Origin of the sequence: Vannielia litorea (assembly GCF_900142295.1) — a bacterium.
Lineage (GTDB): Bacteria > Pseudomonadota > Alphaproteobacteria > Rhodobacterales > Rhodobacteraceae > Vannielia > Vannielia litorea.
This window is the reverse complement of sequence record NZ_FSRL01000001.1, coordinates 2,153,238-2,180,064: the sequence shown is the minus strand read 5'-3', so window position 1 is coordinate 2,180,064 and position 26,827 is coordinate 2,153,238. Positions and strand designations below refer to the sequence as shown.

Annotated in this window: 23 protein-coding genes and 1 tRNA gene; 12 read left to right on the top strand and 12 right to left on the bottom strand. The window is 68.4% G+C overall.

The window, feature by feature from the left end:
* Window positions 1-64: 64 nt before the first annotated feature.
* Window positions 65-514: a DUF302 domain-containing protein gene (locus BUR94_RS10640; RefSeq protein ID WP_074256214.1), complete on the top strand. Its 450-nt coding sequence runs from the start codon at window positions 65-67 to the stop codon at window positions 512-514.
* On the opposite strand, the gene BUR94_RS10635 is transcribed toward BUR94_RS10640, so the two are convergent.
* Window positions 511-825, bottom strand: coding sequence for a hypothetical protein (locus BUR94_RS10635; RefSeq protein WP_074256213.1), 315 nt, complete (start codon window positions 823-825; stop codon window positions 511-513). The two genes, BUR94_RS10640 and BUR94_RS10635, sit on opposite strands and share 4 nt — an antisense overlap.
* A gap of 94 nt (window positions 826-919) precedes the next feature.
* Window positions 920-1,639 carry a 1-(5-phosphoribosyl)-5-[(5-phosphoribosylamino)methylideneamino]imidazole-4-carboxamide isomerase gene (hisA, locus tag BUR94_RS10630; RefSeq protein WP_074256212.1) on the bottom strand — a complete coding sequence of 240 codons (720 nt, stop codon included), beginning with the start codon at window positions 1,637-1,639 and terminating at the stop codon, window positions 920-922.
* 152 nt (window positions 1,640-1,791) lie between these two features.
* On the opposite strand from hisA, the gene BUR94_RS10625 reads away from it, so the two are divergent.
* Entirely contained in the window at window positions 1,792-2,181 is a 390-nt protein-coding gene (locus BUR94_RS10625) for a DUF2147 domain-containing protein (protein WP_074256211.1), read from the top strand.
* 149 nt (window positions 2,182-2,330) lie between these two features.
* Window positions 2,331-2,729 (top strand): DUF2147 domain-containing protein, encoded by a 399-nt coding sequence (locus BUR94_RS10620; protein WP_175570458.1) that lies wholly within the window; start codon window positions 2,331-2,333, stop codon window positions 2,727-2,729.
* 15 nt (window positions 2,730-2,744) lie between these two features.
* On the opposite strand, the gene BUR94_RS10615 is transcribed toward BUR94_RS10620, so the two are convergent.
* The 4 genes from BUR94_RS10615 to BUR94_RS21060 form a co-directional block, all read right to left on the bottom strand.
* Entirely contained in the window at window positions 2,745-3,404 is a 660-nt protein-coding gene (locus BUR94_RS10615) for an adenine nucleotide alpha hydrolase (protein WP_245794432.1), read from the bottom strand.
* Entirely contained in the window at window positions 3,401-4,039 is a 639-nt protein-coding gene (hisH, locus tag BUR94_RS10610; protein WP_074256209.1) for an imidazole glycerol phosphate synthase subunit HisH, read from the bottom strand. The genes BUR94_RS10615 and hisH overlap by 4 nt, the downstream gene beginning before the upstream one ends.
* Window positions 4,040-4,123: 84 nt before the next feature.
* Entirely contained in the window at window positions 4,124-4,711 is a 588-nt protein-coding gene (gene hisB / locus BUR94_RS10605; protein ID WP_074256208.1) for an imidazoleglycerol-phosphate dehydratase HisB, read from the bottom strand.
* A gap of 106 nt (window positions 4,712-4,817) precedes the next feature.
* Window positions 4,818-6,923: a hypothetical protein gene (locus BUR94_RS21060; RefSeq protein WP_074256207.1), complete on the bottom strand. Its 2,106-nt coding sequence runs from the start codon at window positions 6,921-6,923 to the stop codon at window positions 4,818-4,820.
* A 172-nt stretch (window positions 6,924-7,095) separates the two neighbouring features.
* Between BUR94_RS21060 and BUR94_RS10595 the strand changes: the two genes are divergently transcribed.
* Window positions 7,096-8,067 carry an MBL fold metallo-hydrolase gene (locus BUR94_RS10595; protein ID WP_074256206.1) on the top strand — a complete coding sequence of 324 codons (972 nt, stop codon included), beginning with the start codon at window positions 7,096-7,098 and terminating at the stop codon, window positions 8,065-8,067.
* A 53-nt stretch (window positions 8,068-8,120) separates the two neighbouring features.
* Here BUR94_RS10595 and BUR94_RS10590 read toward each other — a convergent pair.
* The 4 genes from BUR94_RS10590 to BUR94_RS10575 all read right to left on the bottom strand — a co-directional run bounded on the left by BUR94_RS10590 (window position 8,121) and on the right by BUR94_RS10575 (window position 12,920).
* Window positions 8,121-8,195, bottom strand: a tRNA-Gly gene (locus BUR94_RS10590).
* A gap of 84 nt (window positions 8,196-8,279) precedes the next feature.
* Complete coding sequence (locus tag BUR94_RS10585) at window positions 8,280-8,666, bottom strand: MAPEG family protein (RefSeq protein WP_074257680.1); 387 nt, start codon at window positions 8,664-8,666, stop codon at window positions 8,280-8,282.
* 85 nt (window positions 8,667-8,751) lie between these two features.
* Window positions 8,752-9,342 (bottom strand): NlpC/P60 family protein, encoded by a 591-nt coding sequence (locus BUR94_RS10580; protein WP_074256205.1) that lies wholly within the window; start codon window positions 9,340-9,342, stop codon window positions 8,752-8,754.
* Between the two features lie 140 nt (window positions 9,343-9,482).
* Entirely contained in the window at window positions 9,483-12,920 is a 3,438-nt protein-coding gene (locus BUR94_RS10575) for a pyruvate carboxylase (protein WP_074256204.1), read from the bottom strand.
* 215 nt (window positions 12,921-13,135) lie between these two features.
* On the opposite strand from BUR94_RS10575, the gene BUR94_RS10570 reads away from it, so the two are divergent.
* Window positions 13,136-15,511, top strand: coding sequence for an ATP-dependent helicase (locus tag BUR94_RS10570; RefSeq protein WP_074257679.1), 2,376 nt, complete (start codon window positions 13,136-13,138; stop codon window positions 15,509-15,511).
* Between the two features lie 183 nt (window positions 15,512-15,694).
* Here the strand turns inward: BUR94_RS10570 and BUR94_RS10565 are convergent, their stop codons facing one another.
* Both BUR94_RS10565 and BUR94_RS10560 read right to left on the bottom strand, forming a co-directional pair.
* Window positions 15,695-16,579 (bottom strand): NAD-dependent epimerase/dehydratase family protein, encoded by an 885-nt coding sequence (locus tag BUR94_RS10565; protein ID WP_074256203.1) that lies wholly within the window; start codon window positions 16,577-16,579, stop codon window positions 15,695-15,697.
* Between the two features lie 1,223 nt (window positions 16,580-17,802).
* The gene (locus BUR94_RS10560; protein WP_074256202.1) at window positions 17,803-18,018 is read right to left on the bottom strand and encodes a DUF1127 domain-containing protein; all 216 of its coding nucleotides are present in this window, start codon (window positions 18,016-18,018) and stop codon (window positions 17,803-17,805) included.
* A 236-nt stretch (window positions 18,019-18,254) separates the two neighbouring features.
* On the opposite strand from BUR94_RS10560, the gene BUR94_RS10555 reads away from it, so the two are divergent.
* The 7 genes from BUR94_RS10555 (at window position 18,255) to BUR94_RS10525 (ending at window position 26,814) form a co-directional block, all read left to right on the top strand.
* Entirely contained in the window at window positions 18,255-19,334 is a 1,080-nt protein-coding gene (locus tag BUR94_RS10555; protein ID WP_074256201.1) for an Mrp/NBP35 family ATP-binding protein, read from the top strand.
* 872 nt (window positions 19,335-20,206) lie between these two features.
* Window positions 20,207-20,713 carry a division/cell wall cluster transcriptional repressor MraZ gene (gene mraZ / locus BUR94_RS10550; RefSeq protein ID WP_074256200.1) on the top strand — a complete coding sequence of 169 codons (507 nt, stop codon included), beginning with the start codon at window positions 20,207-20,209 and terminating at the stop codon, window positions 20,711-20,713.
* Between the two features lie 3 nt (window positions 20,714-20,716).
* On the top strand, window positions 20,717-21,724 hold the full coding sequence (rsmH, locus tag BUR94_RS10545) for a 16S rRNA (cytosine(1402)-N(4))-methyltransferase RsmH (protein ID WP_074256199.1): 1,008 nt from the start codon (window positions 20,717-20,719) through the stop codon (window positions 21,722-21,724).
* Between the two features lie 4 nt (window positions 21,725-21,728).
* Window positions 21,729-22,100, top strand: a complete 372-nt coding sequence (ftsL, locus tag BUR94_RS10540) for a cell division protein FtsL (protein ID WP_074256198.1) — start codon at window positions 21,729-21,731, stop codon at window positions 22,098-22,100.
* On the top strand, window positions 22,097-23,878 hold the full coding sequence (locus BUR94_RS10535; protein ID WP_074256197.1) for a peptidoglycan D,D-transpeptidase FtsI family protein: 1,782 nt from the start codon (window positions 22,097-22,099) through the stop codon (window positions 23,876-23,878). Before ftsL ends, BUR94_RS10535 begins: the two co-directional genes overlap by 4 nt.
* A 24-nt stretch (window positions 23,879-23,902) precedes the next feature.
* Window positions 23,903-25,393 (top strand): UDP-N-acetylmuramoyl-L-alanyl-D-glutamate--2,6-diaminopimelate ligase, encoded by a 1,491-nt coding sequence (locus tag BUR94_RS10530; RefSeq protein WP_074256196.1) that lies wholly within the window; start codon window positions 23,903-23,905, stop codon window positions 25,391-25,393.
* Entirely contained in the window at window positions 25,390-26,814 is a 1,425-nt protein-coding gene (locus BUR94_RS10525) for a UDP-N-acetylmuramoyl-tripeptide--D-alanyl-D-alanine ligase (protein ID WP_074256195.1), read from the top strand. The genes BUR94_RS10530 and BUR94_RS10525 overlap by 4 nt, the downstream gene beginning before the upstream one ends.
* The last annotated feature ends 13 nt before the right edge of the window (window positions 26,815-26,827 follow it).

The following is a 26,827-nucleotide window of genomic DNA, read 5'->3' as shown; positions in this document are numbered from 1 at the left end:
GACGCGCGGAACGGGGCGGGCAGTCTCGGGTTGAGCTTGCGTGATCCAACCGGGAGAGACAGCCATGAAACGAACGATTGCCGCCCTTGCCCTGACCCTTGCCGCCGCGCCTGCGCTGGCAGATGACGACATCATCAACGTGGAGGCCACCGGCAGCGTGGCGGAGGTGGCCGACCGGCTGGTTGCCTCGATCGAGGGTGCAGGGGCCACGGTCTTTGCCCGCGTCGATCATGCGGCGGGTGCCCGGGGCGCGGGCATGGAGCTTGCGCCGATGGAGCTGGTGATCTTCGGCAACCCCAAGCTCGGGACGCCTGCGATTCAGACCTCGCCCATGGCCGGGCTGGTGCTGCCGATGAAGGTGCTTGTCTGGCAGGATGCCGAGGGTGTCGTGACGCTCTCCTACCAGGATCCCGAAGAGATGCTGGACGAGGTCGGCGTGGACGACGACCTGGAGGCGATCGGCCAGATGGAGGGCGCCTTGAAAAAGCTCACCGGCGCGGCGGCGGGCGGCTAGGCCCGACGGGCGGAGACCTCGCAGGCGGTGATGGCGACGAGCAGCACCGGTCCGGCGATGACCCAGCCGACATAGGCCAGAAGGCCCAGGGCGCCGAAGGCATCCGCAAGCGGCTGGGCGGTGTGGGCGCACCCTGTAAAGGCCAGTTCATCCTCGGCGCAGTCCCCGGCGAGCCAGAGCAGTGCCGGGCAGAACAGGGCGAAGGGTGTTGCCAGGGCCGCCAGCCAACGGGCGGAGCGACTCTTGAGAAAGGGCAGCGCCGCAAGCAGCGGCAGCGGGCTGAGCAGGATGGCGGCGCCGAGCGGTGTCATGGGCGGGAGCCTAGTGGGTGCCTCGGCCTCGTGGAAGGTGCGACCGGCATCGGCGGGCTGGCCGGCGCGCGGAGGGCATGGGTTCGGCCAAGTGTCAGCCGCGCAGGGCGGCGAGGGCCTCCTTGAGGTCGATGGCGCCATCGTAGAGGGCGCGGCCCGAGATGGCCCCGGCGATGGTGCCGCAGGCCTTGAGCGCCTCGAGGTCGGCCAGCGAGGACACGCCGCCGGAGGCGATGACCGGGATCGAGACGGCGCGGGCCAGCGCGTCGGTGGCCTCCACGTTGGGGCCCTGCATGGCCCCGTCGCGGTTGATGTCGGTGTAGATGATGGCGGCGACGCCGGCATCTTCGAAGGAGCGGGCGAGGTCGGTGGCGTTGACATCGGTCTCTTCGGCCCAACCCTTGGTGGCGACCATGCCGTGCCGCGCGTCGATCCCCACGGCGACCTGGCCGGGGAAGGCGGCGGCGGCCTCGCGCACCAGCGCGGGGTTTTCCACCGCGACGGTGCCGAGGATCACGCGGGCGAGGCCCTTGGTGAGCCAGCCTTCGATGGTGGCCACGTCCCGGATGCCGCCGCCGAGCTGGGCGGGCGTCTTGGTGGCCTTCAGGATCGCCTCGACCGGGGCCGCGTTGACCGGCTCGCCGGCGAAGGCGCCGTTGAGATCCACCAGGTGCAGCCACTCGCAGCCCGCGTTGACGAACTCCATCGCCTGGGCGGCCGGATCCTCGTTGAAGGTGGTGGATTTTTCCATGTCGCCGCGCAGGAGCCGCACGGCGTTGCCGTCTTTCAGGTCGATGGCAGGGTAGAGGATCATGGGGCGGCTCCTTTTGGCGCGGGGTTTGCCACGGGCAGCGCTCGAAGGGAAGGGGCGGCGCAGAAGTGAACGCGCCGGACCCAACGTTACAGTTGCGTGACGCTCGGGCGTGGCCTCAGGATGCGACCAGCGTTAGGAATGGGAGGAGAACCATGCGCAAGATTGCAATGACCCTGGCGGCCCTGCTGGTGGCGGCCCCGGCCTGGGCGGCGGACCCGCTCGAAGGCCTGTGGCGCACCGCCAAGGACGACAACGGGAACTCGGGGCTGGTGCAGGTGAAGCCCTGCGGCGGCGGGCTCTGTGGCACGCTGATCAAGGCCTACGGGCCGGACGGCAAGGAGATCAAATCGGAGAATGTGGGGCGTCAGATCATTTCGCAGACCACGGCTTCGGGGGGCGGCCAGTACAAGGGCAAGGTCTATTCGCCCGACCGCGGCAAGACCTACAACTCCAAGCTGATGCTCTCGGGCTCCACGCTCAAGGTGTCGGGCTGCGTGCTGGGTATCTGTCGCGACGGCGGCACCTGGCAGAAGGTCAAGTAAGACCCGATTTCCTGCGGTGTGCCGCCGATTTTGCGCTGCACCGCAGGAACCTCTTGCATCGACTCACGGTTAACTCCATAGCGCGATCATGCTTTGCGGCTGCTGTTTTCCAGCGAAGCGAGCCAGTGTCGCCAAAGGGAGTGATGCCGGTGACGAAGACTTTTTCGACCATGATGATCGCGGGCGCCGTGGTGGCGTTGCTCTCGGGTGCTGCGCAGGCGGCGACTCCCGAAGGCATGTGGCTGACCGGCCCCGACAAGAAGGGCAACGTGGCCCATGTGAAGGCGGTGAAGTGTGGCGCGGCCATGTGCGGCACCATCGTGAAGGCCTTCAACGCCTCCGGCCAGCCGATCCAGTCGCCCAACGTGGGCAAGCGCGTGTTCTGGGACATGACCCCGGCAGGTGGAAACACCTACGAAGGGCGGGCCTATGTGCCGGTCATGAAGCGTGACTACGGCGCGCAGATGGTCCTTCAGGGCAACAAGATGGTGGTGAAGGGCTGCGCCGGGCCGATCTGCATGGACCAGACCTGGACCCGTCTGAAGTGAGCCTCGGGGCGCCGATCAGGCGCCGGTCAGCACCAGATCCGAATAGACGAAGCCGTCGCGGGTGACGGTCTCTCCCCGGGTGGCCGAGATCGGCGCCCTGAAGCAGGGGGCATTCAGCACGCAGGTATGAAATTCGCCGTTCTCGCCGCAGGGGTCCACGCCCTCGGGGAGGTCGGCGAGACAGGCGGCGTCGAGTCGCCGGCCGGCGAAGGTTTCGGGCAGCCTGGCCGGATCGAGCGTGACGATGCGGGTGTCGAAGGTCCCGGCGATTTCGGCGGCCAGGGCGGCCGTGCTCTCGCCCCAGAGCGGGAAGACCGGCGCAATGCCCGTGCCCTCGAGCTGTTTGATCCGGTAGTCGCGGACGTCTTCGAGAAAGAGGTCGCCGAAGATCATCCGGGTGATGCCGCGGGCCTTCAGGGCCTCCACGGCCCCGGCCATGCGGGCCTCGTAGATCTCGTTGGAGCAGGGCCAGGGCAGGGGCACCTCGAGCAGGTCGAGCCCGGCGGCGCTGGCCTGGGCGCGAAGAATATCGGCGCGGGTGCCGTGCATGGCCACGCGGTCGAAGGCCTCGTTGATCGTGGTCAGCGCCGTGGTCACCTGATGGCCTGCTGCGCGGGCGCGGATCAGCGCCATGCAGGCATCCTTGCCGGACGACCAGCCGATGGCGGATGTCATGGCGCCCATTTCAGGAAATTGGCGATGATCCGCAGGCCGGTGGCCTGGCTCTTCTCGGGGTGGAACTGCGTGCCGAAGCGGGTGCCCTCGCCGACGATGGCCGTCACCTCGCCCGCGTAGTCGGCATAGGCGAGGCGCTGCGCGGGGTGCTCGGGGCGCAGGTGGTAGCTGTGAACGAAATAGGCGTGATCGCCGGTGCTGACCCCGTCGAGGCAGGGGTGGGTGCCGGAGAGCACGAGATCGTTCCAGCCCATGTGGGGCACCTTCAGCGCGGGGTCGGCGGGGGCGATCGGCACCACCTCGCCGGGGATCCAGCCGAAGCCGGGCGTGTCTTCGTGCTCGCGGCCCAGGGTGCTCATCATCTGCATCCCGATGCAGATGCCCATGAAGGGTTTGCCCTTGGTCTCGACGTGCTCGGTGATGGCTTCGATCATGCCCGGCCGGGCGGCGAGCGCGGCCCGGCAGGAGGGGTAGGCGCCGTCGCCGGGCAGCACGATGCGGTCGGCGCGGGCGACCTCCTCGGCGTGCGAGGTGACGATCACCTCGCCCGCGCCCTCCTCGGCGGCCATGCGCTGGAAGGCCTTCTCGGCGGAGTGCAGGTTGCCGCTGTCGTAGTCGATGAGGACGGTGCGCATGGGGGCTCCTTTCGCGCCTCGTGGGTGGCGGGAAACGGCGAGGGCGTCAAGGGCGCGCGCCGTGAAAGCGCGCCGTGAGGCGGGTCAGAGCGTGCCCTTGGTCGAGGGGATCGCGTCGGCCTTGCGGGGGTCGGCCTCGAGCGCATCGCGCAGGGCGCGGGCGACGGCCTTGAAGGCGGCCTCGGCGATGTGGTGGCTGTTGATCCCGTGCAGCGCGTCGACATGCAGGGTGATGCCGCCGTGGGTGGCGAAGGCCTGGAAGAACTCGCGCACCAGCTCAGTATCGAAACTGCCGATCTTGGCAGTCGGCATGGCGACGTTCCAGACGAGAAACGGCCGGCCCGAGAGGTCGAGCGCGGCGCGCACCAGCGCGTCATCCATCGGCAGCAGGCACGAGCCGTAGCGGGTGATGCCGCGCTTGTCGCCCATCGCCTCCGTCAGCGCCTTGCCCAGCGTGATGCCCACGTCTTCGACGGTGTGGTGATCGTCGATGTGCAGGTCGCCCTTGGCGCTCACCTTCATGTCGATCAGGGCGTGGCGGGCCAGCTGGTCGAGCATGTGGTCGAAGAAGCCGACGCCGGTGGCATTGGCGTAGCTGCCGGTGCCGTCGAGGTCGATCTCGACGGTGATCGCGGTTTCCGCGGTTTCACGGGTAACGCTGGCTTTGCGCATCAAGGGCCTCCGAAGCGGGTCGGCAGGGGTATAGGCGCGGCGGCGCGCTCAGGGAAGGGGGCGAGGCGCGGCGAGGGGCGGTCTGTGGCGCGGCTGCGCCAGAGGGTTATGCCTCGTCGCCGGGTTTCCGGCTGTCGTCGAGCGTGGGCATGGGCGCGATGACCGTCTTGGCAGAGGCCGCGGGGGGCGCGGAAGGTGGCGGCGGCGGGGCCGCGGGCTCCGGCGGAGGCGGTGCGGGCGAGACCGCGGCGGGCGGTTCCGGGGCGGGCTGTGGCTCGGGCTCCGGTGCGACGGGTGGCGACCCCTCGGCCTCGGCGGGCGCGGCGGCCCACGGGTCTGCAAAGGCGGCAGGCGTGGCGGTTGTGGCTGGGTCGGAAGCCAGCGGTTGCGGCGCGGGCGGGGCCTCGGGCACGGGCTGCGGTGCGGGTTCGGATGCCGCCACGGGCTCCGACTCCGGCGCCGCGAGGGCGGGCTCCGGCTCGGGCGCGCTCCAGGGATCGGAGATCGCGGCGGGGATCGCGCGGGTCTCGGGCGTTTCGGCCAGGGCCTGGGGCGTTGTGGCCAGCGGATCCGACTCGGCGGTGCCGGTGGGCAGCTCGGGCGGCGTGCTGGGCGGCACCTCTTGCGGTGGGTTGGGGGCGGGCACCTCCTGGGGCGTCGGAGCGGGGGCCTCGCGCGGCGGCTCGGCGGGCGTTTCGGGCGGCGTGGGCGGATGCGCGGGTTGCGGGATGGGCGCCGGGTCGGGCTCGGGCGTCGCGGCTGCGACAGGTGCCGGTGCTGGGCTCGGCGCCGCGGGCGCTCCGACAGGTGCCGGTGCCGGGTCTGGTGCCGCGGCGGGTGCGGCGGGCGGCGCAGGCTCGGGCTTGGGCTCGGGGGCCGGTTCCGGGGCCGGGGCTGCCACGGGCGCGGCTTGCGGCGCGGGTTCGGGCTTGGGCTCGGGGTCGGCGGGCTTTGGTGCCGGGGCCTCGGCGGCGGGACCAGAGGCTGCGGGTGCGGGGGCCGCGGGTGCGGGGGCTGCGGCGGGCGCCGGGCGGGGCGGCACGAAACCGCTGGGCATCAGCTCTCTTGGCGGGGCGAAGGCGGAGGCGGCTGCGGCCACTTCCGGGGCCGCAGCGGGCGCGGCGACGGCGGCGGCGGCCGCTGCGGCAGCGGCGGACGACGGGGCGGAAGCCGGGGCAGGCTCGGCATCCGGCAGCGCGCCGCCGATCACGGTTTTCTGCGCGGTGGCGGAAGTCCGGTCGGCGCCGCCGGGCAGGGTGGCGGCCTCCTTGCCAAGCTCGGCGAAGGCCTCGGACTCGGCGTCGAGCCGGGCTTCCCAATCGGGGTTGGGTCGCTGGCCACGGGTCGCGCCGACGTAGATTTGCAGGAGGCAGGCATTGGCGAAGGCGTCGATCAGCCCGGCCTTGGTGCCCCAGGCGAAGAGGCCGGAGATGATGACCATGAGCAGCCCGGCTCCCGGCGCCAGCAGGATGACCAGCGCGAAGAGAAGCAGCCAGCCGACGAAGGCGATGGTGGTATAGGCCCAGCCGAGTCCCTGGAGGGTGAGCGCATTGCCGACCACGGGCTTGCCGTTCTGGGCCAGCAGCACCAGCCCCTCGCGGGCACCGGCGTAGGGATTCACCGAGCGCTTGCGCAGCCCGTGGGCCAGCACCATCTCGTCGATCGGACGCTGGGCCAGCCAGAGCCAGGGGGCATTGATGCCCACGCCCTTGCCCTCGGGCTTCATCCCGAAGAGCGCGCGCAGCGGCAGAAGGGTGTTGATCGCGGGCAGGGTCGTTTCGATCTGGCCGCGCAGGGCCCAGAGGCGGCTCATGTCACCGTAGCGCTCCTTGACCAGATCCATTCCGGTGTTGATCTGGCTGCCCTCGGGCAGGCGGCGGCCTTCGAGGATCTCGGCCATCAGCGCGATGTGGGGCGCCCGGACGTACCAGTAGAGATGCTTGCGCAGGAACCACATGCCGATGCCGAGGGAGCCGCAGAAGAGCAGGATGAAGAGCGGGGGCAGGCTGTTCCAGAGTGCGATACCGGTGCTCAGGCTGGCCCCGCCGTAGGCGATTGCCTGACCGGCAATGGTGCGGCCCACGATCCAGCCGATCCAGGCCAGCAGGGCATAGCAGGTGGCGATCCCGAGAAAGACCCCGAGGCGATATCCGGTGAAGGCGGCGGTCTGCTTCAGGAGTCCCCAGGCAAGGGAGGACTTGAAATTCCACATCGGTCAAATTCCCTACGGCGCAATGAATGTGACAAGCCTAGCGAAATTCGGCGGCGCTTCAACAGATAGTGAAGTGGGGGCAGGGCCGATGCATGGGGTCCGGCCGATGAGAGGCTTGTGCCTGGCGCGACGGGGGGCCTAGCTCGGAGGGGAGCGGGAGACAGCGGGAGCCATGAGAAAGAATCGGTACTACAGCGGCCCGGTGACGGCCAATTTCGATGGTCTGCGGTTTCACTCCCCGGGCCAGCCCTTGCCGGATCGCGGGCTGCGCGACATCTGGAAATGGCAGCGCAGCGGGCAGCGGGCAAGGTGGCCGCGCAGGGTGCCGGTGACGTCTGCGGTGCCGCCCGCGCGCAGCGAGACGCCCCGGCTGACGATGGTGGGCCATGCCAGCGTGCTGATCCAGGTCGCGGGGCTGAACATTCTGACCGACCCGGTCTGGTCGGAGCGCGCCAGCCCGCTGCGCTTTGCCGGGCCGAGGCGGGTGACGGCGCCGGGGGTGCGGTTCGAGGATCTGCCGGAGATCGACGCGGTGCTGCTCAGCCACAATCACTACGACCACCTCGACCTCCCCACCCTGCGGCGGCTCCATGCGGCGCACGCGCCCCTGATGGTGATGCCGCTGGGCACCGATGCCACGGTGCGCAGGGCCGGTGGCGTGCGGGTGGCGGTGGGGGACTGGCATGCGCAGGTCGCGCTGGGCGAGGGCGTGGTGGCCACGCTGACGCCAGCGAACCATTGGTCCTCCCGGGGCTTGCGTGACCGGCGGATGGCGCTCTGGTGCGGATACTGGCTCGATACGCCCCAGGGGAGCCTTTGGTTTGCCGGGGATACCGGCTACGGCGATGGCGCGATCTTTCGGGAGATCCGCGCCCGCCACGGCGCGCCCGACATCGCGCTGATCCCGATCGGTGCCTACGAGCCGCGGTGGTTCATGGGCAATCAGCACGTGGCGCCGGAGGACTCGGTGCGGGTGTTCAACGATGTGGGAGCAGGGCAGGGCTTGGGCATCCACTGGGGCACCTTCCAGCTGACCGACGAGCCCAGGGAGGAGCCGGTGCAGCTGCTGGCGGCGGCGCTGGCGGCGGAGGGCATCGCAGCGCACCGTTTCCGCGCCTTCGGGCCGGGCGATGTGCACGTGTGACGCAGGCGCCGGAGGCGCTGCGATCATTCACCGATGTCTGTGAAGGAACTCATTGGAGCGGGCGATGAGATTCGAACTCACGACCCTAACCTTGGCAAGGTTATGCTCTACCCCTGAGCTACGCCCGCGTCCGTTGAGTAGCGGTGAGATAACGGGCGTGCCGGGCGGGTTCAAGGGGAAATTTCGCCCGCCTGACGAAAATTTTTGCCCGCTCAGAGAAGGGCGTGGAGGAGCAGGCCGAGCGAGGCGAGGAGCAGGGCGCTCAGGGTGAGGATCATGCCGACGACACGGAAGCGCCGGTTCAGCCGGGGGCCGATGAAGGCCCAGCCGTGCAGCAGCCGCCCGGCGAGGAGGCACAGGGCGAGGGCGTGCAGCGCGACGGCGGGGGCGCCCTGGGCCTCGGTCAGGGCGAGCAGGATCAGCCCGATCGGCACGTATTCGGAAAAGTTGCCATGTGCCCTGCCGCGCCGGGTGAGGCGCCTGTCTTCGCCATAGCCCAGGCTCACCCCGCCTGTGCGACGGGTATGGGCAACAAGATAGCTGAGGGCGACGTAGAGGATGCCGAACAGGCCGGCGTTGACCGAGGTGATGGCGAACATGCGGGACTCCCTGAAACCGGGCGCATGGGAGCGCAGAAGCACAGCGGTTTCAACCGTTCCCGTGGCCGGAGAACGCGGGGTCGGGTCAGCCCACGTCGGTCATCGCGGCGTCGTGGGCGAAGAGGATGTCGTAGCTTCGCTGCTGCCAGTTGGGCACCGGGCCCAGGGTGAAGATCGCATCGGTATCGGTGCGCAGGTTCGTGGCGCCGCTGGCCATGGGGCCGTTGCGGCCAAGCCGGGTGCTGCTTTCGTAGGTGGTGGCGTTCAGCACCAGCCAGACATGGCCGATGGCCTCCGCCACCAGCCGCCGCCCGTTGCGCTGCAGCGTGCCGTCGGGATTGCGCGCCCATTCGGTGTTGCGAAAGCCGATCCGCAGGGTGTTGTCGCAGAGCCGCTGGGTCGCGGCGAAGTCGGCCTCGGGCACGCTTGGGTAGCCCATCTGCTCCAGCGCGGCGCTTTGGCTCGCACTGCCGCCCGAGAGCGAGAGCTGGCCGTTGCTGGCGTGGTGCAGCACGTAGCGGGTGAAGCCGGAGCAATCTATCCCGCCCGAGCCGCTGCGGGCCTGGTCGGGCGGGACGTTGATGCCGAGCTTGCCGCCCAGAAGGTAGGGGCGGTTGGACCAGAGCAGGGCCGATAGCGCGTCGGCCAGGCGCGAAGCGTCAAAAGTGGTTTGCATGAGAAAATGTCCTTGAGATCGAAATGGACCTCAAGGATAGCAGAAAACGCGCCGTTTATCATCCTCGGAGCCAGGCATGGGCGGAACCTGGCTGTCAGGGGCGGACGACTGCAGAGAGCTGCGGGCCGGCGGGGGCGGCCCTATTCCAACTCCACCAGCAGGTCCTTCGCGTCGATCTGGTCGCCCGGATGGATGTGGACGGCCTTCACCGTGGCGTCGCGGTCGGCGTGGAGGCCGGTTTCCATCTTCATCGCCTCGATGGTCAGCAGCAGGTCGCCCGCGCTCACCTTCTGGCCGGCCTGCACGCCCACGGAGGCCACCGAGCCGGGCATCGGCGCGCCGATGTGGTTGTCGTTGCCGAGCTCGGCCTTGGGCCGAGCCTGCACCGCGGCGGCGACGCGACGATCGGGGATGCGGATGGTGCGGGGTTGGCCGTTCAGCTCGAAGAAGACCCGCGCGATGCCCTCCTCGTTGGTCTCGCCCACGGCGGAAAGACGGATTTCCAGCGTCTTGCCCGGGTCGATCTCGACCGAGATCTCGTCGGCGGGCTCCATGCCGTAAAAGTAGGTATCGGTCGGCAGGGTGCGGACCGGGCCATATTCCTCGTGGCGGGCGGCGTAGTCGGAGAAGACCTTGGGATACATCAGGTAACCGTTCAGGTCTTCGTCATCGAGCTCGATGCCGAGCTTTGCCGAAGCCTCCTTGCGGGTGGCCTCGATATCGACCGGCGGCAGCGACTTGCCGGGGCGCTCGGTGAGGGGCTTCTCGCCCTTCAGCACCTTCTTCTGGATCGCGGCGGGCCAGCCGCCGGGGGGCTGGCCGAGGTTGCCCTTCATCATGTCGACGACCGAGTCGGGGAAGGAGACCTCGCGCTTGGGATCCTCGACCTCGGCGCGGGTTAGCCCTTGGGACACCATCATGAGGGCCATGTCGCCCACCACCTTGGAGGAGGGGGTGACCTTCACGATGTCGCCGAACATCTGGTTCACGTCGGCATACATCTGGGCGACCTCGTGCCAACGCTCCTCGAGCCCCATCGAGCGGGCCTGGGCCTTGAGATTGGTGAACTGGCCGCCGGGCATCTCGTGCAGGTAGACCTCCGAGGCAGGCGCCTGGAGGCCGCTCTCGAAGGCGGCGTAATGGGTGCGCACGGTCTCCCAGTAGTCGGAGATCTCGCGGATCGCGCCGATATCGAGCCCGGTGTCGCGGTCGGTGTATTGCAGCGCCTCGACCACGGTGCCGAGCGTGGCCTGGGAGGTGTTGCCCGAGAGCGCGTCCATCGCGCAATCCACCGCGTCCACGCCGGCCTCGGAGGCGGCGAGGATGGTGCCGCAGGCGATGCCGGCGGTGTCGTGGGTGTGGAAGTGGATCGGAAGATCGACCGCATCCTTGAGCGCCGGGATCAGCACCGATGCCGCGGCGGGCTTCAGCAGGCCGGCCATGTCTTTCAGACCGAGCACATGGGCCCCGGCGGCTTCGAGCTCCTTGGCCATTTCAACGTAGTACTTCACGTCATACTTGGCGCGGGCCGGGTCCATCAGGTTGCCGGTGTAGCAGACGGTGCCCTCGATGATCTTGCCGCTCTCGCCCACGGCATCCATCGCCACGCGCATGTTTTCGACCCAGTTGAGCGAGTCGAACACGCGGAACACATCGACCCCGGAGGCGGCGGCCTGCTTGACGAAGCTCACCACCACGTTGTCGGGGTAGTTGGTGTAGCCCACCCCGTTGGAGGCGCGCAGCAACATCTGGGTCATGATGTTGGGCATGGCGGCGCGGATGTCGCGGAGGCGCTGCCAGGGGCACTCCTGCAGGAAACGGTAGGCCACGTCGAAGGTGGCGCCGCCCCAGCACTCGACCGAGAAGAGCTGCGGCAGGTTGGCGGCGTAGGAGGGGGCGACGCGGACCATGTCGATCGAGCGCATCCGGGTGGCCAGAAGGCTCTGGTGGCCGTCGCGCATGGTGGTGTCGGTGATGAGGAGCTGCTTTTGCGCCTTCATCCAGTCGGCCACCGCCTTGGGGCCCTTCTCCTGCAGCAGGTTCAGCGTGCCGGGCGCGGGGCTCTCGGTGCGCCGGGCGGGGGCCCTGGGCGGCTTGGCCTCGGCGGGCCGGGGGCGGCCCGCCGTCTCGGGATGGCCGTTCACGGTGACGTCGGCGATGTAGCGCAGGATCTTGGTCGCACGGTCGCGGCGGCGCTTGAAATCAAAGAGTTCCGGCGTCTCGTCGATGAACTTGGTGTGGTAGGTGTTGCCGGTGAAGGTGGGGTGCCGGAGCAGGTTGATGACGAAGTCGATGTTGGTGCTCACGCCCCGGATGCGGAACTCGCGCAGGGCACGGTCCATCCGGGCAATGGCGGCCTCGGGCGTGCGGGCCCAGGCGGTGACCTTGGTCAGCAGCGAGTCGTAGTAGCGGGTGATGACCGCCCCGGCATAGGCGGTGCCGCCGTCGAGCCGGATGCCCATGCCGGTGGCGGAGCGATAGGTGGTGATGCGGCCGTAATCGGGGATGAAGCTGTTGAGCGGATCCTCGGTGGTGACGCGGCACTGCATGGCATGGCCGTTCAGGCGCACGTCATACTGCGAGGCGACGCCGGTGGCCTCGGTGAGCGACTTGCCCTCGGCGATCCTGATCTGGGCCTGGACGATGTCGATGCCGGTCACTTCCTCGGTGACGGTATGCTCGACCTGGACCCGGGGGTTCACCTCGATGAAGTAGAACTTGCCGGTCTCCATATCCATAAGGAACTCGACGGTGCCGGCGCACTCGTAGCTCACGTGCTCGCAGATCTTCTTGCCGAGGTTGCAGAGCTCCTCGCGCTGGGCTTCGGAGAGGTAGGGAGCGGGGGCGCGTTCGACGACCTTCTGGTTGCGGCGCTGCACCGAGCAGTCGCGCTCCCAGAGGTGGTAGATGTTGCCCATGGAGTCGCCCAGGATCTGCACCTCGACGTGGCGGGCGCGGGTGATCATCTTTTCGAGGTAGCCCTCGCCATTGCCGAAAGCGGCCTCGGCCTCGCGCCGGCCTTCGAGAATTTTCTCCTTCAGTTCCGAGGGCTTGTTGATCGGACGCATGCCGCGACCGCCGCCGCCCCAGGAGGCCTTGAGCATGAGCGGGTAGCCGATTTGCTCGGCTTCCTTCGCAATCGCCTCCATGTCGTCGCCCAGCACCTCGGTGGCGGGAATCACCGGCACGCCGGCCTCGATGGCGACCTTGCGGGCGCTGGCCTTGTCGCCGAGCTGGCGCATGGTCTTGGCCTTGGGGCCGATGAACTTGATGCCAGCCTCCTCGCAGGCGTCGACGAATTGCGGGTTCTCGGAGAGCAGCCCGTAGCCCGGGTGGATCGCGTCGGCGCCGGACATCTTTGCGACGCGAATGATCTCGTCGATCGACAGGTAGGCCGCCACCGGACCGAGGCCCTCGCCGATGCGATAGGCCTCGTCGGCCTTGAAGCGGTGGAGGCCGAGCTTGTCTTCCTCGGCGTAGACGGCAACGGTTTTCTTGCCCATCTCGTTGGCCGCCCGCATGATCCGGATGGCAATCTCGCCCCGGTTCGCGATCAGGATCTTTTTGAATTCGGCCATGGCTCTCCCCGTTATTCCGCGTTGCAGCGGAATGGATTGTTACGGAAGTTTTACGGAAGGGAAAGGGGATATGCCGCGATGCAGCGGATAAGGAGGTATTCTGCCCGGCCTGGACCGGTGGGCGGGGAGCGGCGGCCATGCCGGCGCCTCGAGGGTGGAACACAACGCGAACGTGGTGCTTTTCCTCGGCCCCGCAAGAGGCTATGCTCGCGCGCATGAGCAGTATCCAGCCCGATCGCCCCCTGAGCCTGTCGCAACAGGCCGTGGCCGCCCGTCCCGCGCCCTATCTCGACGGGTTGAACCCGGCGCAGCGCGAGGCCGTCGAACAGCTGGAGGGGCCGGTGCTGATGCTCGCGGGAGCGGGCACCGGCAAGACCAAGGCGCTGACCACGCGGATCGCGCACCTGCTCTGGACACAGCGGGCGCGGCCCAATGAGATTCTGGCCGTGACCTTCACCAACAAGGCTGCCCGCGAGATGAAGGACCGGGTGGCCCGGCTCATGGGCGAGGCGGTGGAGGGGATGCCCTGGCTCGGCACCTTTCACGCCATCTGCGTGAAGCTGCTGCGCCGCCATGCCGAACTGGTGGGCCTGAAGAGCAACTTCACCATCCTTGATACAGATGACCAGTTAAGGCTTCTTAAACAGCTCGTCGCCGCCGCCAACATCGACGACAAGCGCTGGCCGGCGCGGATGCTCGCGGGCATCATCGACCAGTGGAAGAACCGGGCGCTGACGCCCGACAAGGTGCCCGCCGCCGATGCCGGGGCCTACGACCACAAGGGCGTGGCGATCTACCGCGAGTACCAGGCGCGGCTGAAGACGCTGAACGCGGTCGATTTCGGCGATCTGCTGCTGCACATGGTCACGATCTTCCAGCAGCACGAGGACGTGCTGGCACAGTATCAGCGCTGGTTTCGCTACATCCTGGTGGACGAATACCAGGATACCAACGTGGCCCAGTACCTCTGGCTGCGGCTCCTGGCGCAGGGGCACCGCAACATCTGCTGCGTGGGCGACGACGACCAGTCGATCTATGGCTGGCGCGGGGCCGAGGTGGGCAACATCCTGCGGTTCGAAAAGGATTTTCCGGGCGCGCATGTGGTGCGGCTGGAGCAGAACTATCGCTCGACGCCGCATATTCTCGGCGCCGCCGCCGGGGTGATCGCCGCCAACAAGGGGCGGCTCGGCAAGACGCTCTGGACCGAAGCGGAGGAGGGCGAGAAGGTGCGCCTCATCGGCCATTGGGACGGCGAGGAAGAGGCCCGCTGGATCGGTGACGAGCTGGAGGCGATGGGCGGCGGCACGCGCGGGATGCGGCCTGTCGGCTTGAACGAATGTGCGATTCTCGTGCGGGCCTCGCACCAGATGCGGGCCTTCGAAGACAGGTTTCTGACCATCGGATTGCCCTATCGGGTGATCGGAGGGCCGCGGTTTTACGAGCGGATGGAGATCCGCGATGCGATGGCCTATTTCCGCGTGGCGGTCAGCCCGGACGATGACCTCGCCTTCGAGCGGATCGTCAACGTGCCCAAGCGGGGGCTGGGCGAAAAGGCCCTGCAGAAGATGCAGCGGGCGGCGCGGGCGAACGGGGTTTCGCTCTTCGAGGGTGCGCGGATTCTGGTGGCTTCGGGCGAGCTGACGGGCAAGGCCAAGGGCCAGCTCGCGGCGCTGCTGGAGGGCTTTGGCCGGTGGCATGGCGGGGCGCTGGCAGAGGCCGATCACATCGAGCTGGCCGAGCAGATCCTGGAGGAATCCGGCTACACCGACATGTGGCAGAACGACAAGACGCCCGAGGCGCCGGGGCGGCTGGAAAACCTCAAGGAACTGGTGAAGGCCCTGGAATCCTTCGAGAATCTGCAAGGTTTCCTCGAGCATGTCGCGTTGATCATGGACAACGAATCCGAGGAGGAGGGGCCCAAGGTTTCGATCATGACGCTGCATGCGGCGAAGGGGCTGGAGTTTCCGGCGGTGTTCCTTCCGGGCTGGGAGGATGGCCTGTTTCCGAGCCAGCGCAGCATGGACGAGAGCGGGGTGAAGGGGCTCGAGGAGGAGCGGCGGCTGGCCTATGTGGGGATCACCCGGGCCGAGGAACTGTGCACCATCTCGTTTGCGGGCAACCGGCGGATCTACGGCCAGTGGCAGAGCGCCCTGCCGAGCCGGTTCATCGACGAGTTGCCGGGGGAGCATGTGGAGGTGCTGACGCCTCCGGGGCTTTACGGCGGGGGCTATGGCGCGGCCGCTGGGGCCGGGCTGGGCGGTGCTGGCGGATCCGAGATTCGCTCGACATTACATGAGGATGCGGCCCGCGCGGATGGGTACAACTCGCCCGGCTGGAAGCGGCTCCAGGCCCGTGCGCAGGTGCGCGGGATGAGCCAGCCGAAGGAGGCGCGGAACATGGTGATCGACGCCGAGGCGGTGTCGTCTCATGCCGTGGGCGAGCGGGTGTTTCACCAGAAGTTCGGCTATGGCGCGATCACCGGGATCGAGGGCGACAAGCTGGAAATCGCCTTCGACAAGGCGGGGGTGAAGAAGGTCGTGGCCAAGTTCGTGGTGCCGGCGGCAAGCGCGGCGGATGACATTCCGTTTTGACCGGAGTTGGTTAATTTCCGGCCGTTAACCGCGAATTCGGGTGATACACAACCCATGCACAACCCATGCACAACCCGTATGCATGTCTTTTGACATGGGTGGCGTTAATGAATCGACCGCGCGGTGCGCCGCTCTCCGGCCCTCGCCGCCGATGCGAGGAGGGCCCGCACGGCGGCCCGGCGGTCAGATCTCGCTTCGCCAGTCGTGCCTGGGGGAGAAGCCGACGAGCCGCTTGGCTTTCTCGTTGGTGTAGAAGGTCTCGTGCTCGCCCATCTCGCGGCGCTGCTCGACGCCCTGGTAGAAGCGGCGGGTCAGCTCCTGCGTGGTGGCGGCGACGGAGTGGGTGTCATTGGCCACGTTGAAGACCTCGTAGCCCAGCCCGTCGGTGCGCAGGCAGCAGTCGACCATCTGGCCCAGATCGCGGGCGTCGATATAGGCGAAGATGTTGCGGCGCCGCTTTTCGGGGGCGTTGATGAAGCCGGGGAAGTTTTGGGCGTACTCGTGCGGCTCGATCACGTTGTTGATGCGCAGCCCGTAGATATCGGCCCCCGAGCGGCGCTGGAAGCTGCGGGCGGTGGCCTCGTTCACGACCTTGGACATGGCGTAGCTGTCTTCGGGCTCGGTGGGGTGGGCCTCGTCGACGGGGATGTACTCGGGCTTGCGCTCGCCATTGGCGAAGCAGACGCCATAGGTGGTTTCGGAACTGGCGAAGATGATCTTGCGGATGCCGGCCTTCAGCGCGGCGTCGATGACGTTGTAGGTGCCCAGCGTGTTGACCCGGAAGCACTCGGCATCGCCGGTGACCATGATCCGGGGGACGGCGGCGAAATGCACCACGGCGTCGAAGGCGGGCACGCCGGTGCCGGGCTCGAGCTCGTCGAAATCGGCCCAGGCCTGCATCGCGTCATGCATGGCGCCGAGGTCGGTGATGTCGGCAATGCGGTTGAGGATGCCGGGCACGTCGGAGGGCGTGCGGTCGAGGTTCAGCACGCGGTGGCCCTGGTCGAGCAGGTAGCGGGTGGCGTGACGGCCGGCCTTGCCGGAACCGCCGGTGAAGAGAATGCGCATGGGGGCCTCCTTGATTGGGGCGACCATGTAGGGCGGGGGCGGAAATGAAAAGCGGAAGGCGGGGAGATTCGAGGAGATCCTCGGGTCAGGCCTGAGGGTGACGGCTGGGGGGATATCCTCGGGTCAGGCCCGAGGATGACGGCTGGGGGGGGAGAAATGAAAAGCGGCAGTGCCCGGGAGGAGGTGGGCACTGCCGCATGTATCAGATCACCCAGGGAGGAGGACGGGCGCCTGAATTCCGGTTCCCTTCGCGGAGGAAGGGTGGGACGGCTGCCTCGGGAGGAGGTGAGGCGCCGCCCCTATGCTTCCGGCGGCCCAGGGAGGAGGACGGGCGTGCCGAAACCGAATTGGGCGGCGGGCACCCCGGGAGGAGGTGGGGGCCCGCCTGATCTCGGTTGGCCCAGGGAGGAGGACGGGCCGTCCGAAACCGAATTGGGTGGCGGCATGCCCGGGAGGAGGTGGGCTGCCGCCGGATCCTGGAGCCCAGGGAGGAGGAGAGGGCTCCGAGACCGAAACTGAGGGGCGGTGACCTCGGGAGGAGGATGAGGCCACCGCCTGATCTCGGTTGGCCCAGGGAGGAGGACGGGCCGTCCGAAACCGAATTGGGTGGCGGCATGCCCGGGAGGAGGTGGGCTGCCGCCGGATCCTGGAGCCCAGGGAGGAGGAGAGGGCTCCGAGACCGAAACTGAGGGGCGGTGACCTCGGGAGGAGGATGGGGCCACCGCCTATCTCGGGCGCCCAGGGAGGAGGTCGGGCGGACCGAAACCGAATTGGGTGGCGGCGAACCCGGGAGGAGGTGGGCTGCCGCCGGATCCTGGAGCCCAGGGAGGAGGAGAGGGCTCCGAGACCGAAACTGAGGGGCGGTGACCTCGGGAGGAGGATGGGGCCACCGCCTATCTCGGGCGCCCAGGGAGGAGGTCGGGCGGACCGAAACCGAATTGGGTGGCGGCGAACCCGGGAGGAGGTGGGCTGCCGCCGGATCTCGAAGGCCCAGGGAGGAGGAGAGGGCGCTCCGAAACCGAAACTCTGGGTGGCGGCGATGCTCGGGAGGAGGTGAGCATCGCCGCCGGATCACAGAACGCCCAGGGAGGAGGACGGACGATCTGATCTCTGTATCTCGCTCCGGTTAACCGGAGGTTTGCGGCGACGACACCGGGAGGAGGTGGTGTCGCCGCCGATACCGAAGAGCCCAGGGAGGAGGAGAGGGCTCTTCGTGTCTCGGGTCAGGCGCCGTAGGCGGCCTGGTAGGCGACCGACCGGATCATCGACGGCGCAATGCCGAGGTCGGCAAGGTCGCGCGAGGTCAGGGTCTGAAGTTCACGGAGCGTCTGACGGTAGACGCGGCGCTTGGCGGCAGCTTCGCGGCGGGCTTCGATGAAAGCCTCGATGCGGCCGATGATGCCGGTGTGCGCGGTGTTTTGTGCGGTTGCATAAGCCATGGTGGCTGATCCTTAGTGTAGTCGTATCCAGGGGCGGGCTCGTTCTGTGCCCTGTTGCTTGACCTCAATGTAGGGAATTGCTGCACCTGCACAAACCCCTTTCGCTGCAACGCGGCTATGCAATGAGGGAATAGGTGAAAAGGATGGAGTTTCAGCGCGTTAAGGCTAAATTTTAGGCGCTGAAGAAATAACGCGACGTCACTTCGAGGGGCGCCGGAAAATGTGAAGAGGACAAGATGTCAGTAGAAAAAGGCGCAATCCAGGATGCACTGGCCAAGGTCGGGCTTGCGGACGGAGGCGATTTAGTATCTCGCGACATGATTCGCGCGTTGCAGATTGGCGACAATGGGGCGGTCAAGTTCGTCATCGAGGCGCCGGATGCAGGCACGGCCTCGCGGATGGAGCCGATTCTGGAGGCCGCGAAAGCGGCGGTTCTGGCGGTGGAGGGGGTGACTTCGGTCTCCGCCCTGCTCACGGCGCATAGCTCGGGGCCGCAGCCGCCCAAGCAGCCGCCCAGCCTGAAGGTGGGGCGCCATCCCACGCCACAGGCCGGGCCGCAGGCCGTGCCGGGCGTGAAGCGGATCATTGCGGTGGGCTCGGGCAAGGGCGGCGTGGGCAAGAGTACGGTGTCGGCCAACCTCGCGGTGGCGCTGGCGCGGCGGGGCCGCAGGGTGGGGCTGCTCGACGCCGATATCTACGGGCCGAGCCAGCCGCGGATGATGGGGGTCAACAAGCGCCCCGCCAGCCCCGATGGCGAGAAGATCCTGCCGCTCACCGCCCATGGGGTCACCTTCATGTCGATCGGGCTGATGCTGGAGGAGGGCCAGGCGGTGATCTGGCGCGGGCCGATGCTGATGGGTGCCTTGCAGCAGATGATGACCCAGGTGCAGTGGGGCGAGCTCGACGTGCTGATCGTCGATCTGCCGCCGGGCACGGGCGATGTGCAGCTCACGCTGTGCCAGCGCTACCCGATCACCGGCGCGGTGGTGGTGAGCACGCCGCAGGATGTGGCGCTGATCGACGCGCGCAAGGCGATCGACATGTTCGGCAAGCTGAAGACCCCGGTGCTGGGACTGATCGAGAACATGAGCACATATATATGTCCGAACTGCGGGCACGAGGCGCATCTGTTCGGCCATGGTGGCGTGGCGGAGGAGGCCCGGCGGATGGATGTGCCGCTGCTGGCGCAGCTGCCGCTGGAGCTGGAGACCCGGCTGGGCGGCGACAAGGGCCTTCCGATCGCCGCGGGCGAGGGGGCCGCGGCAGAAGCCTATGCGCGGCTGGCGCAGGGGCTGGTCGAGGGCGGCATGGGCTGAGGCCGGCGGCCCGGGAAAAACGAAAACGGCCGGCGCGGGGCGCCGGCCGTTCTGTTTGGGGGGTATGGGTCCGGCTTGGCCGCTGCGGCCCGTGGCGAAGGGGCGCTGCCTCCCGGCGGGAGCGCGCTGCCGGGAAGGAGGCGCCTTGCGGCCCCCGTACCTGCGGCAGGCGGTACCAATGCGACGAGCATCGCCGTGCCCATCCGCGTTGTGCATCACACTGGCCGCTCCTCACTCTGCGGTTGATGCGGGGCCCGATCCGGGCGGGGCGTGGGAATTCATGGGATCACGGGCGACTCGCGGCGAATCGCGGGGGCGTGACGGCGGCGGATTCGGCGGTTCGGGGTGGTTTTCGGGGTGCCTGGTGGGGGCTGAGAGGCGATTTCGGGCGGTATTGCGGCGCAGTACCGGGAAAATATGGGAAGTTTCTGCACGCGTTGAGCGGCACTATATCTAGTGCGGTTGACGCGGAGGAATACCATCCCTTCTGGAAAGTCTCTGAAAACTGCACAGAGGAGGCCGGAGGAGGCTGCTCCTGTAGGGCCAATTTGGGTGTCAGGGGGCAAAGTGTTGTTGCTTCCCATGTTTTCCCATGGCATACCTTTCGACAGATGAAGACGGGAACACAAAGCGACACAAGATCGCAAACTCCCAAAGTCAGGCAGGCTTTCATACAGGCACCCGCTTTCATCGAACGAAGAGATCCGGCGCGCGAGCGAGCAGACATCCCCCCAGGTGGCGCGCGCAGCCGGACACCCAGAAATGGGACGAGGGCGGCGGATTGGGCACATGGCAGCAGCTCAATCCGCCGTTTTCATTTTCGGGGGTCAGGTCGCCGACGGGCGCCTGAGGGACAGTGAAGGAGCGGCGATTTGGGTCGCAGGTTCAGAGGCGAGAGCCACCACAAGGTGGACAGCAAGGGCAGGGTGAGCATCCCCGCCCTGTTTCGCCATGTTCTGGCCGCCGAAGACCCGGACTGCGGCCAGGGGGACAACCCCAACCTGGTGATCGTCTACGGCGACCACCGCCAGAACCACCTGAAATGCTATACCGCCAACGCGATCGCCGAGATCGACGACCGGATTGCGGCCATGCCGCGGGGCTCGCGCGAGCGGCGCTACCTCGAGCGGCTCTACTCCGGCATGTCCTTGCCCACGCAGGTGGACGAGACCGGGCGGCTGGTGTTGCCCGCCAAGCTGCGCGAGAAGATCGGCATCGAGGGCGAGGCCTTCTTCATTGCCACGGGCGACAGCTTTCAGATCTGGAAGCCCGAGACCTATGCCGAGGTGCATGGTGTCGACGACGAGGATTGGCTCGACGAGATGGGCGAGGATTTCGATCCGCTGGTGCTGCTCGAGAGCGGCGCGGGAGAGGGTTGAGCGATGGCGGCGGCCGGAAAGCTCTCGCCAGATCACCCAAACGGGCGCGCGCCCCATGTACCTGTTCTCATTGATCCCCTGATCGAGAACGCCGCGCCGGTGGCGGGGCATTGGGTCGACGGCACCTTTGGCGCGGGCGGCTACAGCCGGCGGCTGCTGGAGGCGGGCGCCGGCAAGGTGACGGGCATCGACCGCGACCCGAGCGCCGTGGCCGGGGCCGCCGCGATGATCGCGGACTACGGCGAAAGGCTTGAGGTGATCGAGGGGCAGTTCAGCCAGATGGGCGCGCTGGTCGAGGGGCCGGTGGAGGGCGTGGTGCTCGATCTGGGCGTATCCTCGATGCAGCTCGACCAGGCCGAGCGGGGGTTTTCGTTCATGAAGGACGGGCCGCTCGACATGCGGATGGCGAGCGACGGCCCCAGCGCGGCGGAGCTGGTGAACGAGGCCGAAGAGGCGCATCTGGCCGATATCATCCATTTCTACGGCGAGGAGCGGGCGGCGCGGCGGATTGCCAGGGCGATCGTCAAGGCGCGGCCCTTCTCGCGGACATTGGAGCTGGCGGAGGTGGTCTCGGGCTGCCTGCCGCGCCCCAAGCCGGGGCAGGTGCATCCGGCGACGCGCACGTTTCAGGGCATCCGGATCGCGGTGAACGACGAGTTCGGCGAGCTGATCGCGGGGCTGGAGGCGGCGGAGGGGCTGCTGGGCGAGGGCGGCGTGCTGGCCGTCGTCACCTTTCATTCGCTGGAGGACCGGGTGGTGAAGCGTTACCTCGCCGCCCGCTCCGGCGCGGCGCCGCGCGGCAACCGATACGCCCCCGAGCAGGCGGCCGAGCCCGCGCCCTTTGCGCCGATCACTCGCAAGGCCGTGGGGCCGAGCGACGACGAGATCGCGGCCAACCCGCGTGCCCGCAGTGCCAAGCTGCGCATGGCGCGCCGGACTGGCGAGGCGGGCGGCGCGGTGGACCGGGGGCAAATGGGCCTGCCGGGCCCGAAACACTGGTGGAAAGGGTAAGAGGATGCGGGGCTTCTTCTATGTCATCTCGGCGCTGGCGGTGATGGGCCTCGCCTTCTGGGCCTATCACGAGAACTACCAGACCCAGCGGGCGCAGAAGGACATGGCGAGCCTGCGCAGCGAGATCCGCAACCTCTATGACACCCGCGCCATGCTGCGCGCGGAATGGGCCTACCTCAACCGGCCCGAGCGGCTGACCGAGCTGGCGGAGCTGAACTTTGGCCGCCTGGGACTCTTGCCCTTCGGAGCCGAGCAGTTTGGCCGGGTCGACCAGGTGGGCTTTCCGGCGGAGGACCTGCCGCCGATCACCGATCCGGTGGAAATTCAGGGCACGCTGGCCGATGAGGCCGCAGAGACCGAGGAGCAGAACCCATGACCCGCACCCCGCTGCGCCCGTTGGCCCGGGTGATCGCCGCCCGGCAGAGCGGCCAGAACCCCGACATGATCGAGCGCGAGAACCTGCGGCTGCGCCACGAGGCGCAACGCGACAAGCTGCGCTTTCGCGCCGAGGGGCGGCTCTTTGTGCTCGGCGTCTGCTTCTTCTGCGCCTTCGTGGTGATCGGGGCGCGGATGGGGCATCTGGCGGCTTCGGTGCCCGCCGAGCCCTCGAGCGGGGGCGTGGCCGAGCTGATCAGCGCCAGCCGGGCCGACATCGTGGACCGGCAGGGGCGGGTGCTGGCCACCAACCTCTCGACTCACTCGCTCTACGCCCAGCCTCCGCTGATGGTGGAGAAGGAGCGTGCGGCGGAAGAGCTGGCCCGGATCTTTCCCGACCTCGACGCGGAGCGGCTGAAGCGCGACTTCACCGGCAGCCGCAAGTTTGTCTGGGTGAAGAAGAAGATCAGCCCCGAGCAGATGCAGGCGGTGCATGACATCGGCGAGCCCGGCCTGCTGTTTGGCCCGCGCGAGATGCGGCTTTACCCCAACGGCAAGCTGGCGGCGCATATCCTGGGCGGCGCGAGCTTTGGCCGCGAGGGCGTGCACAGCGCCGAGGTGGTGGGCGTGGCCGGCGTGGAAAAGCAGTTCGACGCGCTGCTCCGCGATCCGGCGCGGGCCGGCAAGCCGCTGGAGCTGACCATAGACCTCACCGTGCAGGCGGTGACCGAAGAGGTGCTGAACGGCGGCATGAAGCTGATGAACGCCAAGGGCGCGTCGGCGGTGCTGATGGATGTGCATTCGGGCGAGATCGTCGCCATGGCGAGCCTGCCGGATTACGACCCCAACAACCGCCCGCGCCCGCTGACCAGCGGCGACCAGAGCGACAGCCCGCTGTTCAACCGGTCGGTGCAGGGGGTGTACGAGCTGGGCTCGACCTTCAAGATCTTTGCCGCGGCCCAGGCGATGGAGCTTGGGCTGGTGAACCCCGAGACGATGATCAACACCAAGGGGCCGCTGACCTGGGGCAAGCATCGCATCCGCGACTTCCACAACTACGGCAACGAGCTGAGCGTGACCAAGGTGATCGTGAAGAGCTCGAACATCGGCACGGCGCGGGTGGCGATGGATATCGGCGCGAAGCGGCAACAGGAGTTTCTGGGCGCGCTCGGGTTCTTCGAGCCGACCCCGGTGGAGATGGTGGAGGCGCCCACGGGCAAGCCGCTGCTGCCACCGAACTGGTCGGAGATCTCGACGATGACGATCAGCTATGGCCACGGGCTTTCGGCGAGCCCGCTGCATCTGGCCACCGCCTATGCCTCGCTTCTCAATGGCGGAACAAGGGTTTATCCGACGCTGCTCAAGCAGGAAGAGAGAAAGGTGGGCCCGCGGATCGTGAGCGAGCGGACCTCCGAGCGCGCCCGCGTGATGCTGCGCAAGGTGGTCACCGAGGGCACGGCGAGCTTTGGCGAGGTGGAGGGCTATGCGGTGGCCGGCAAGACCGGGACCGCCGACAAGCCCAAGCCGCGCGGCGGCTATTACAAGGACAAGGTGATCTCGACCTTTGCCACGGTCTTTCCGGCGCATGACCCGAAGTATGTGCTGGTGGTCAGCCTCGACGAGCCGGTGGAGCTGAGCGGCCCGGAGCCGCGCCGCACCGCGGGCTGGACGACGGTGCCGGTGACGGCCGAGATGATCCGCCGGATCGCGCCGCTGCTCGGTCTCCGGCCAAGCGTTGAACCCGGCGCGGAAGCTGAGGTAATACAGGCCTCGAACTGAGCAGCATAAGAGGGGCGGCCGGCGATGAGCGAGAGAGCAAGGATACGGTCGCTGGCGGAGCTCGGGTTGACGGCCCAGCATGGCGCGGAGGCCCGGGTGACCGGGCTCGCGGTGGACAGCCGCGACGTGAAGGAGGGCTATCTCTTTGCGGCCCTGCCGGGCACCCGGGTGCATGGCGCCGAGTTCGTGGGCTACGCGCTGCGGATGGGCGCGAAGGCGGTGCTGACCGATGCCGAGGGCGCCCGCGTTGCCGCGGAGGAGCTGGACAAGTTCGACGTGGCGCTGGTGGTGACCGAGGATCCGCGCGGCGCGTTGGCGATGGCCTCTGCGCTGTGGTTCGGCAGCCAGCCCGACGTGATGGTGGCGGTGACCGGCACCAACGGCAAGACCTCCGTGGCGAGCTTTACCCGGCAGATCTGGATGGCGATGGGCTTGAGCGCCGTCAACCTCGGCACCACGGGTGTGGAGGGGGCCTGGGACTACCCGCTCAAGCACACCACGCCCGAGCCGATCACCCTGCATCGGGCGCTGGCGCTGGCGGTGGACGAGGGCGTGACCCATGCCGCGATGGAGGCCAGCTCGCACGGGCTCGCGCAGCGGCGGCTCGACGGCGTGCGGCTGGCGGCGGCGGGGTTCACCAACTTCACGCAGGATCACCTCGACTACCACGCCACCTTCGAGGAGTACTTTGCCGCCAAGGCGCGGCTCTTCGACCAGGTGCTGGCCGAGGACGCGCCTGCCGTGATCAACATGGAAGACCCGCGCGGCCCCGAGATGGCGGCGATTGCCGAGGAGGCAGGCCATGCGGTGCTGCGGGTGGGCCATGACGAGGATTACGAGCTGGCCATCGTCGGCCAGCGGTTCGACGCCACCGGGCAGGACCTGCGCTTTCTGCACGAGGGCACGCCGCGGCAGGTGCGGCTGGGGCTGATCGGCGGGTTCCAGGCCGAGAACGTGATGGTCGCCGCGGGCCTGTGCATCGCCAGCGGGGCCGACCCGGTGGAGGTGTTCAACGCCTTGCCGCAGCTCACCACGGTGCGGGGCCGGATGCAGCTGGCCGCCACCCGCGAGAACGGGGCGGCGGTCTTTGTCGATTACGCCCATACGCCCGATGCGCTGGCGACCGCGCTTCAGGCGTTGCGCCCGCATGTGATGGGGCGGCTGGTGGTGGTTTATGGCGCCGGCGGCGACCGCGACCGGGGCAAGCGCCCGCTGATGGGCGAGGCCGCGCGTGACCATGCCGATGTTCGAATAGTGACAGACGACAACCCGCGCAGCGAGGATCCGGCCAGTATCCGTGCCGCAATTCTGCAAGCCGATGGCGAGGCCACCGAGGTCGGCGACCGGGCCGAGGCGATCCTGCGGGGCGTCGATGCGCTGGGGCCGGGCGACGCGCTGCTGATCGCTGGCAAGGGCCATGAGACCGGGCAGATCGTGGGGGATGACGTGTTTCCCTTCGATGACGTGGAGCAGGCCAGCGTGGCCGTGGCCGCGCTTGACGGGCAGATGACATGAGCGCGCTCTGGACGGCGGCCGAGGCCGCGGCAGCCACGGGCGGCACGGCGCGGGGGGACTGGGCGGCCACGGGCCTGTCGATCGACAGCCGGAGCATCGCGCCGGGAGACCTTTTCATCGCGCTGAAGGATGTGCGCGACGGGCACGACTTTGTGGCCGATGCGCTGGCCAAGGGGGCGGCGGCGGCCCTGGTCAGCCGGGTGCCGGAGGGCGTGGCCGAGGATGCGCCGCTGCTCGTCGTGGCCGACGTGCTGGAGGGGCTGGAGGCGCTGGGCCGCGCGGGACGGGCGCGGACGAAGGCGAAGGTGGCGGGGGTGACCGGCTCGGTCGGCAAGACCTCGACCAAGGAGATGCTCAGGGCGATCCTGAGCCGTCAGGGCCGGGTGCATGCCGCCGAGAAGAGCTTCAACAACCACTGGGGCGTGCCGCTGACGCTGGCAAGGATGCCGGTAGAGGCGGATTTTGCGGTGATCGAGATCGGCATGAGCAACCCCGGCGAGATTGCCCCGCTGGCGCGGATGGCGCGGCCGGACGTGGCGATGATCACCACGGTGGCCCCGGCTCATATGGCGGCCTTCGGCTCGCTGGAGGGGATCGCGCGAGAGAAGGCCAGCATCTTCGAGGGACTGGAGCCCGGCGGCGTGGCCGTCATCAACGGCGACATCGACACCACGCCGATCCTGAGGGCGGCGGCGGAGGCGGCGGGCGCGCGGATCATCAGCTTCGGCCAGAGCGGCGAGTTTGCCCTGGGCAAGGTGGTGCTGAGCGAGGGCCAGACCGTGGCCGAGGCGCGGCTGGGCGCGCAGCCGGCGCTCTTCAAGCTGACCACGCCGGGCACGCATTTTGCGATGAATGCGCTGGGCGCGCTGGCGGTGGCGCAGGCGCTGGGGGCCGATACCGGGCTCGCCACCGCGGACCTGACCAAATGGACCCCCTTCGAGGGGCGCGGCGCACGCGAGGAGATCACCACCGACCCTGCGCGGGCCGGGGGGTTCATCACGCTTTACGACGACAGCTACAACGCCAACCCCGCCTCGATGGCCGCCTCGCTGGAGATGCTGGCCACCACCACCCCGCGCGACGGGATCGGCCGGGTTCGCAAGGGCCGGCGGATCGCGGTGATCGGCGACATGCTGGAGCTGGGGCCCGAGGAAGAAGCGCTGCACGCGGCGCTGGCCGGGCTGGAGGCGATGGAGCAGGTGCATACCGTTCACACGGTGGGTCCGCTCAGCCAGGCGCTGCATGACGCGCTGCCCGAGGACCAGCGCGGATACCATGCCGCCGACGGCGCCGCGATGGCCAAGGAGATCTCGCGGCTGGTGGATGCGGGCGATGTCGTGCTGGTCAAGGCCTCGCTGGGCACGGGTCTGGGGCGGGTTGTTGACGCGATACGGAAAATGGGCCAAGCGGTGCCGCAATAACGAGAACGAGTTA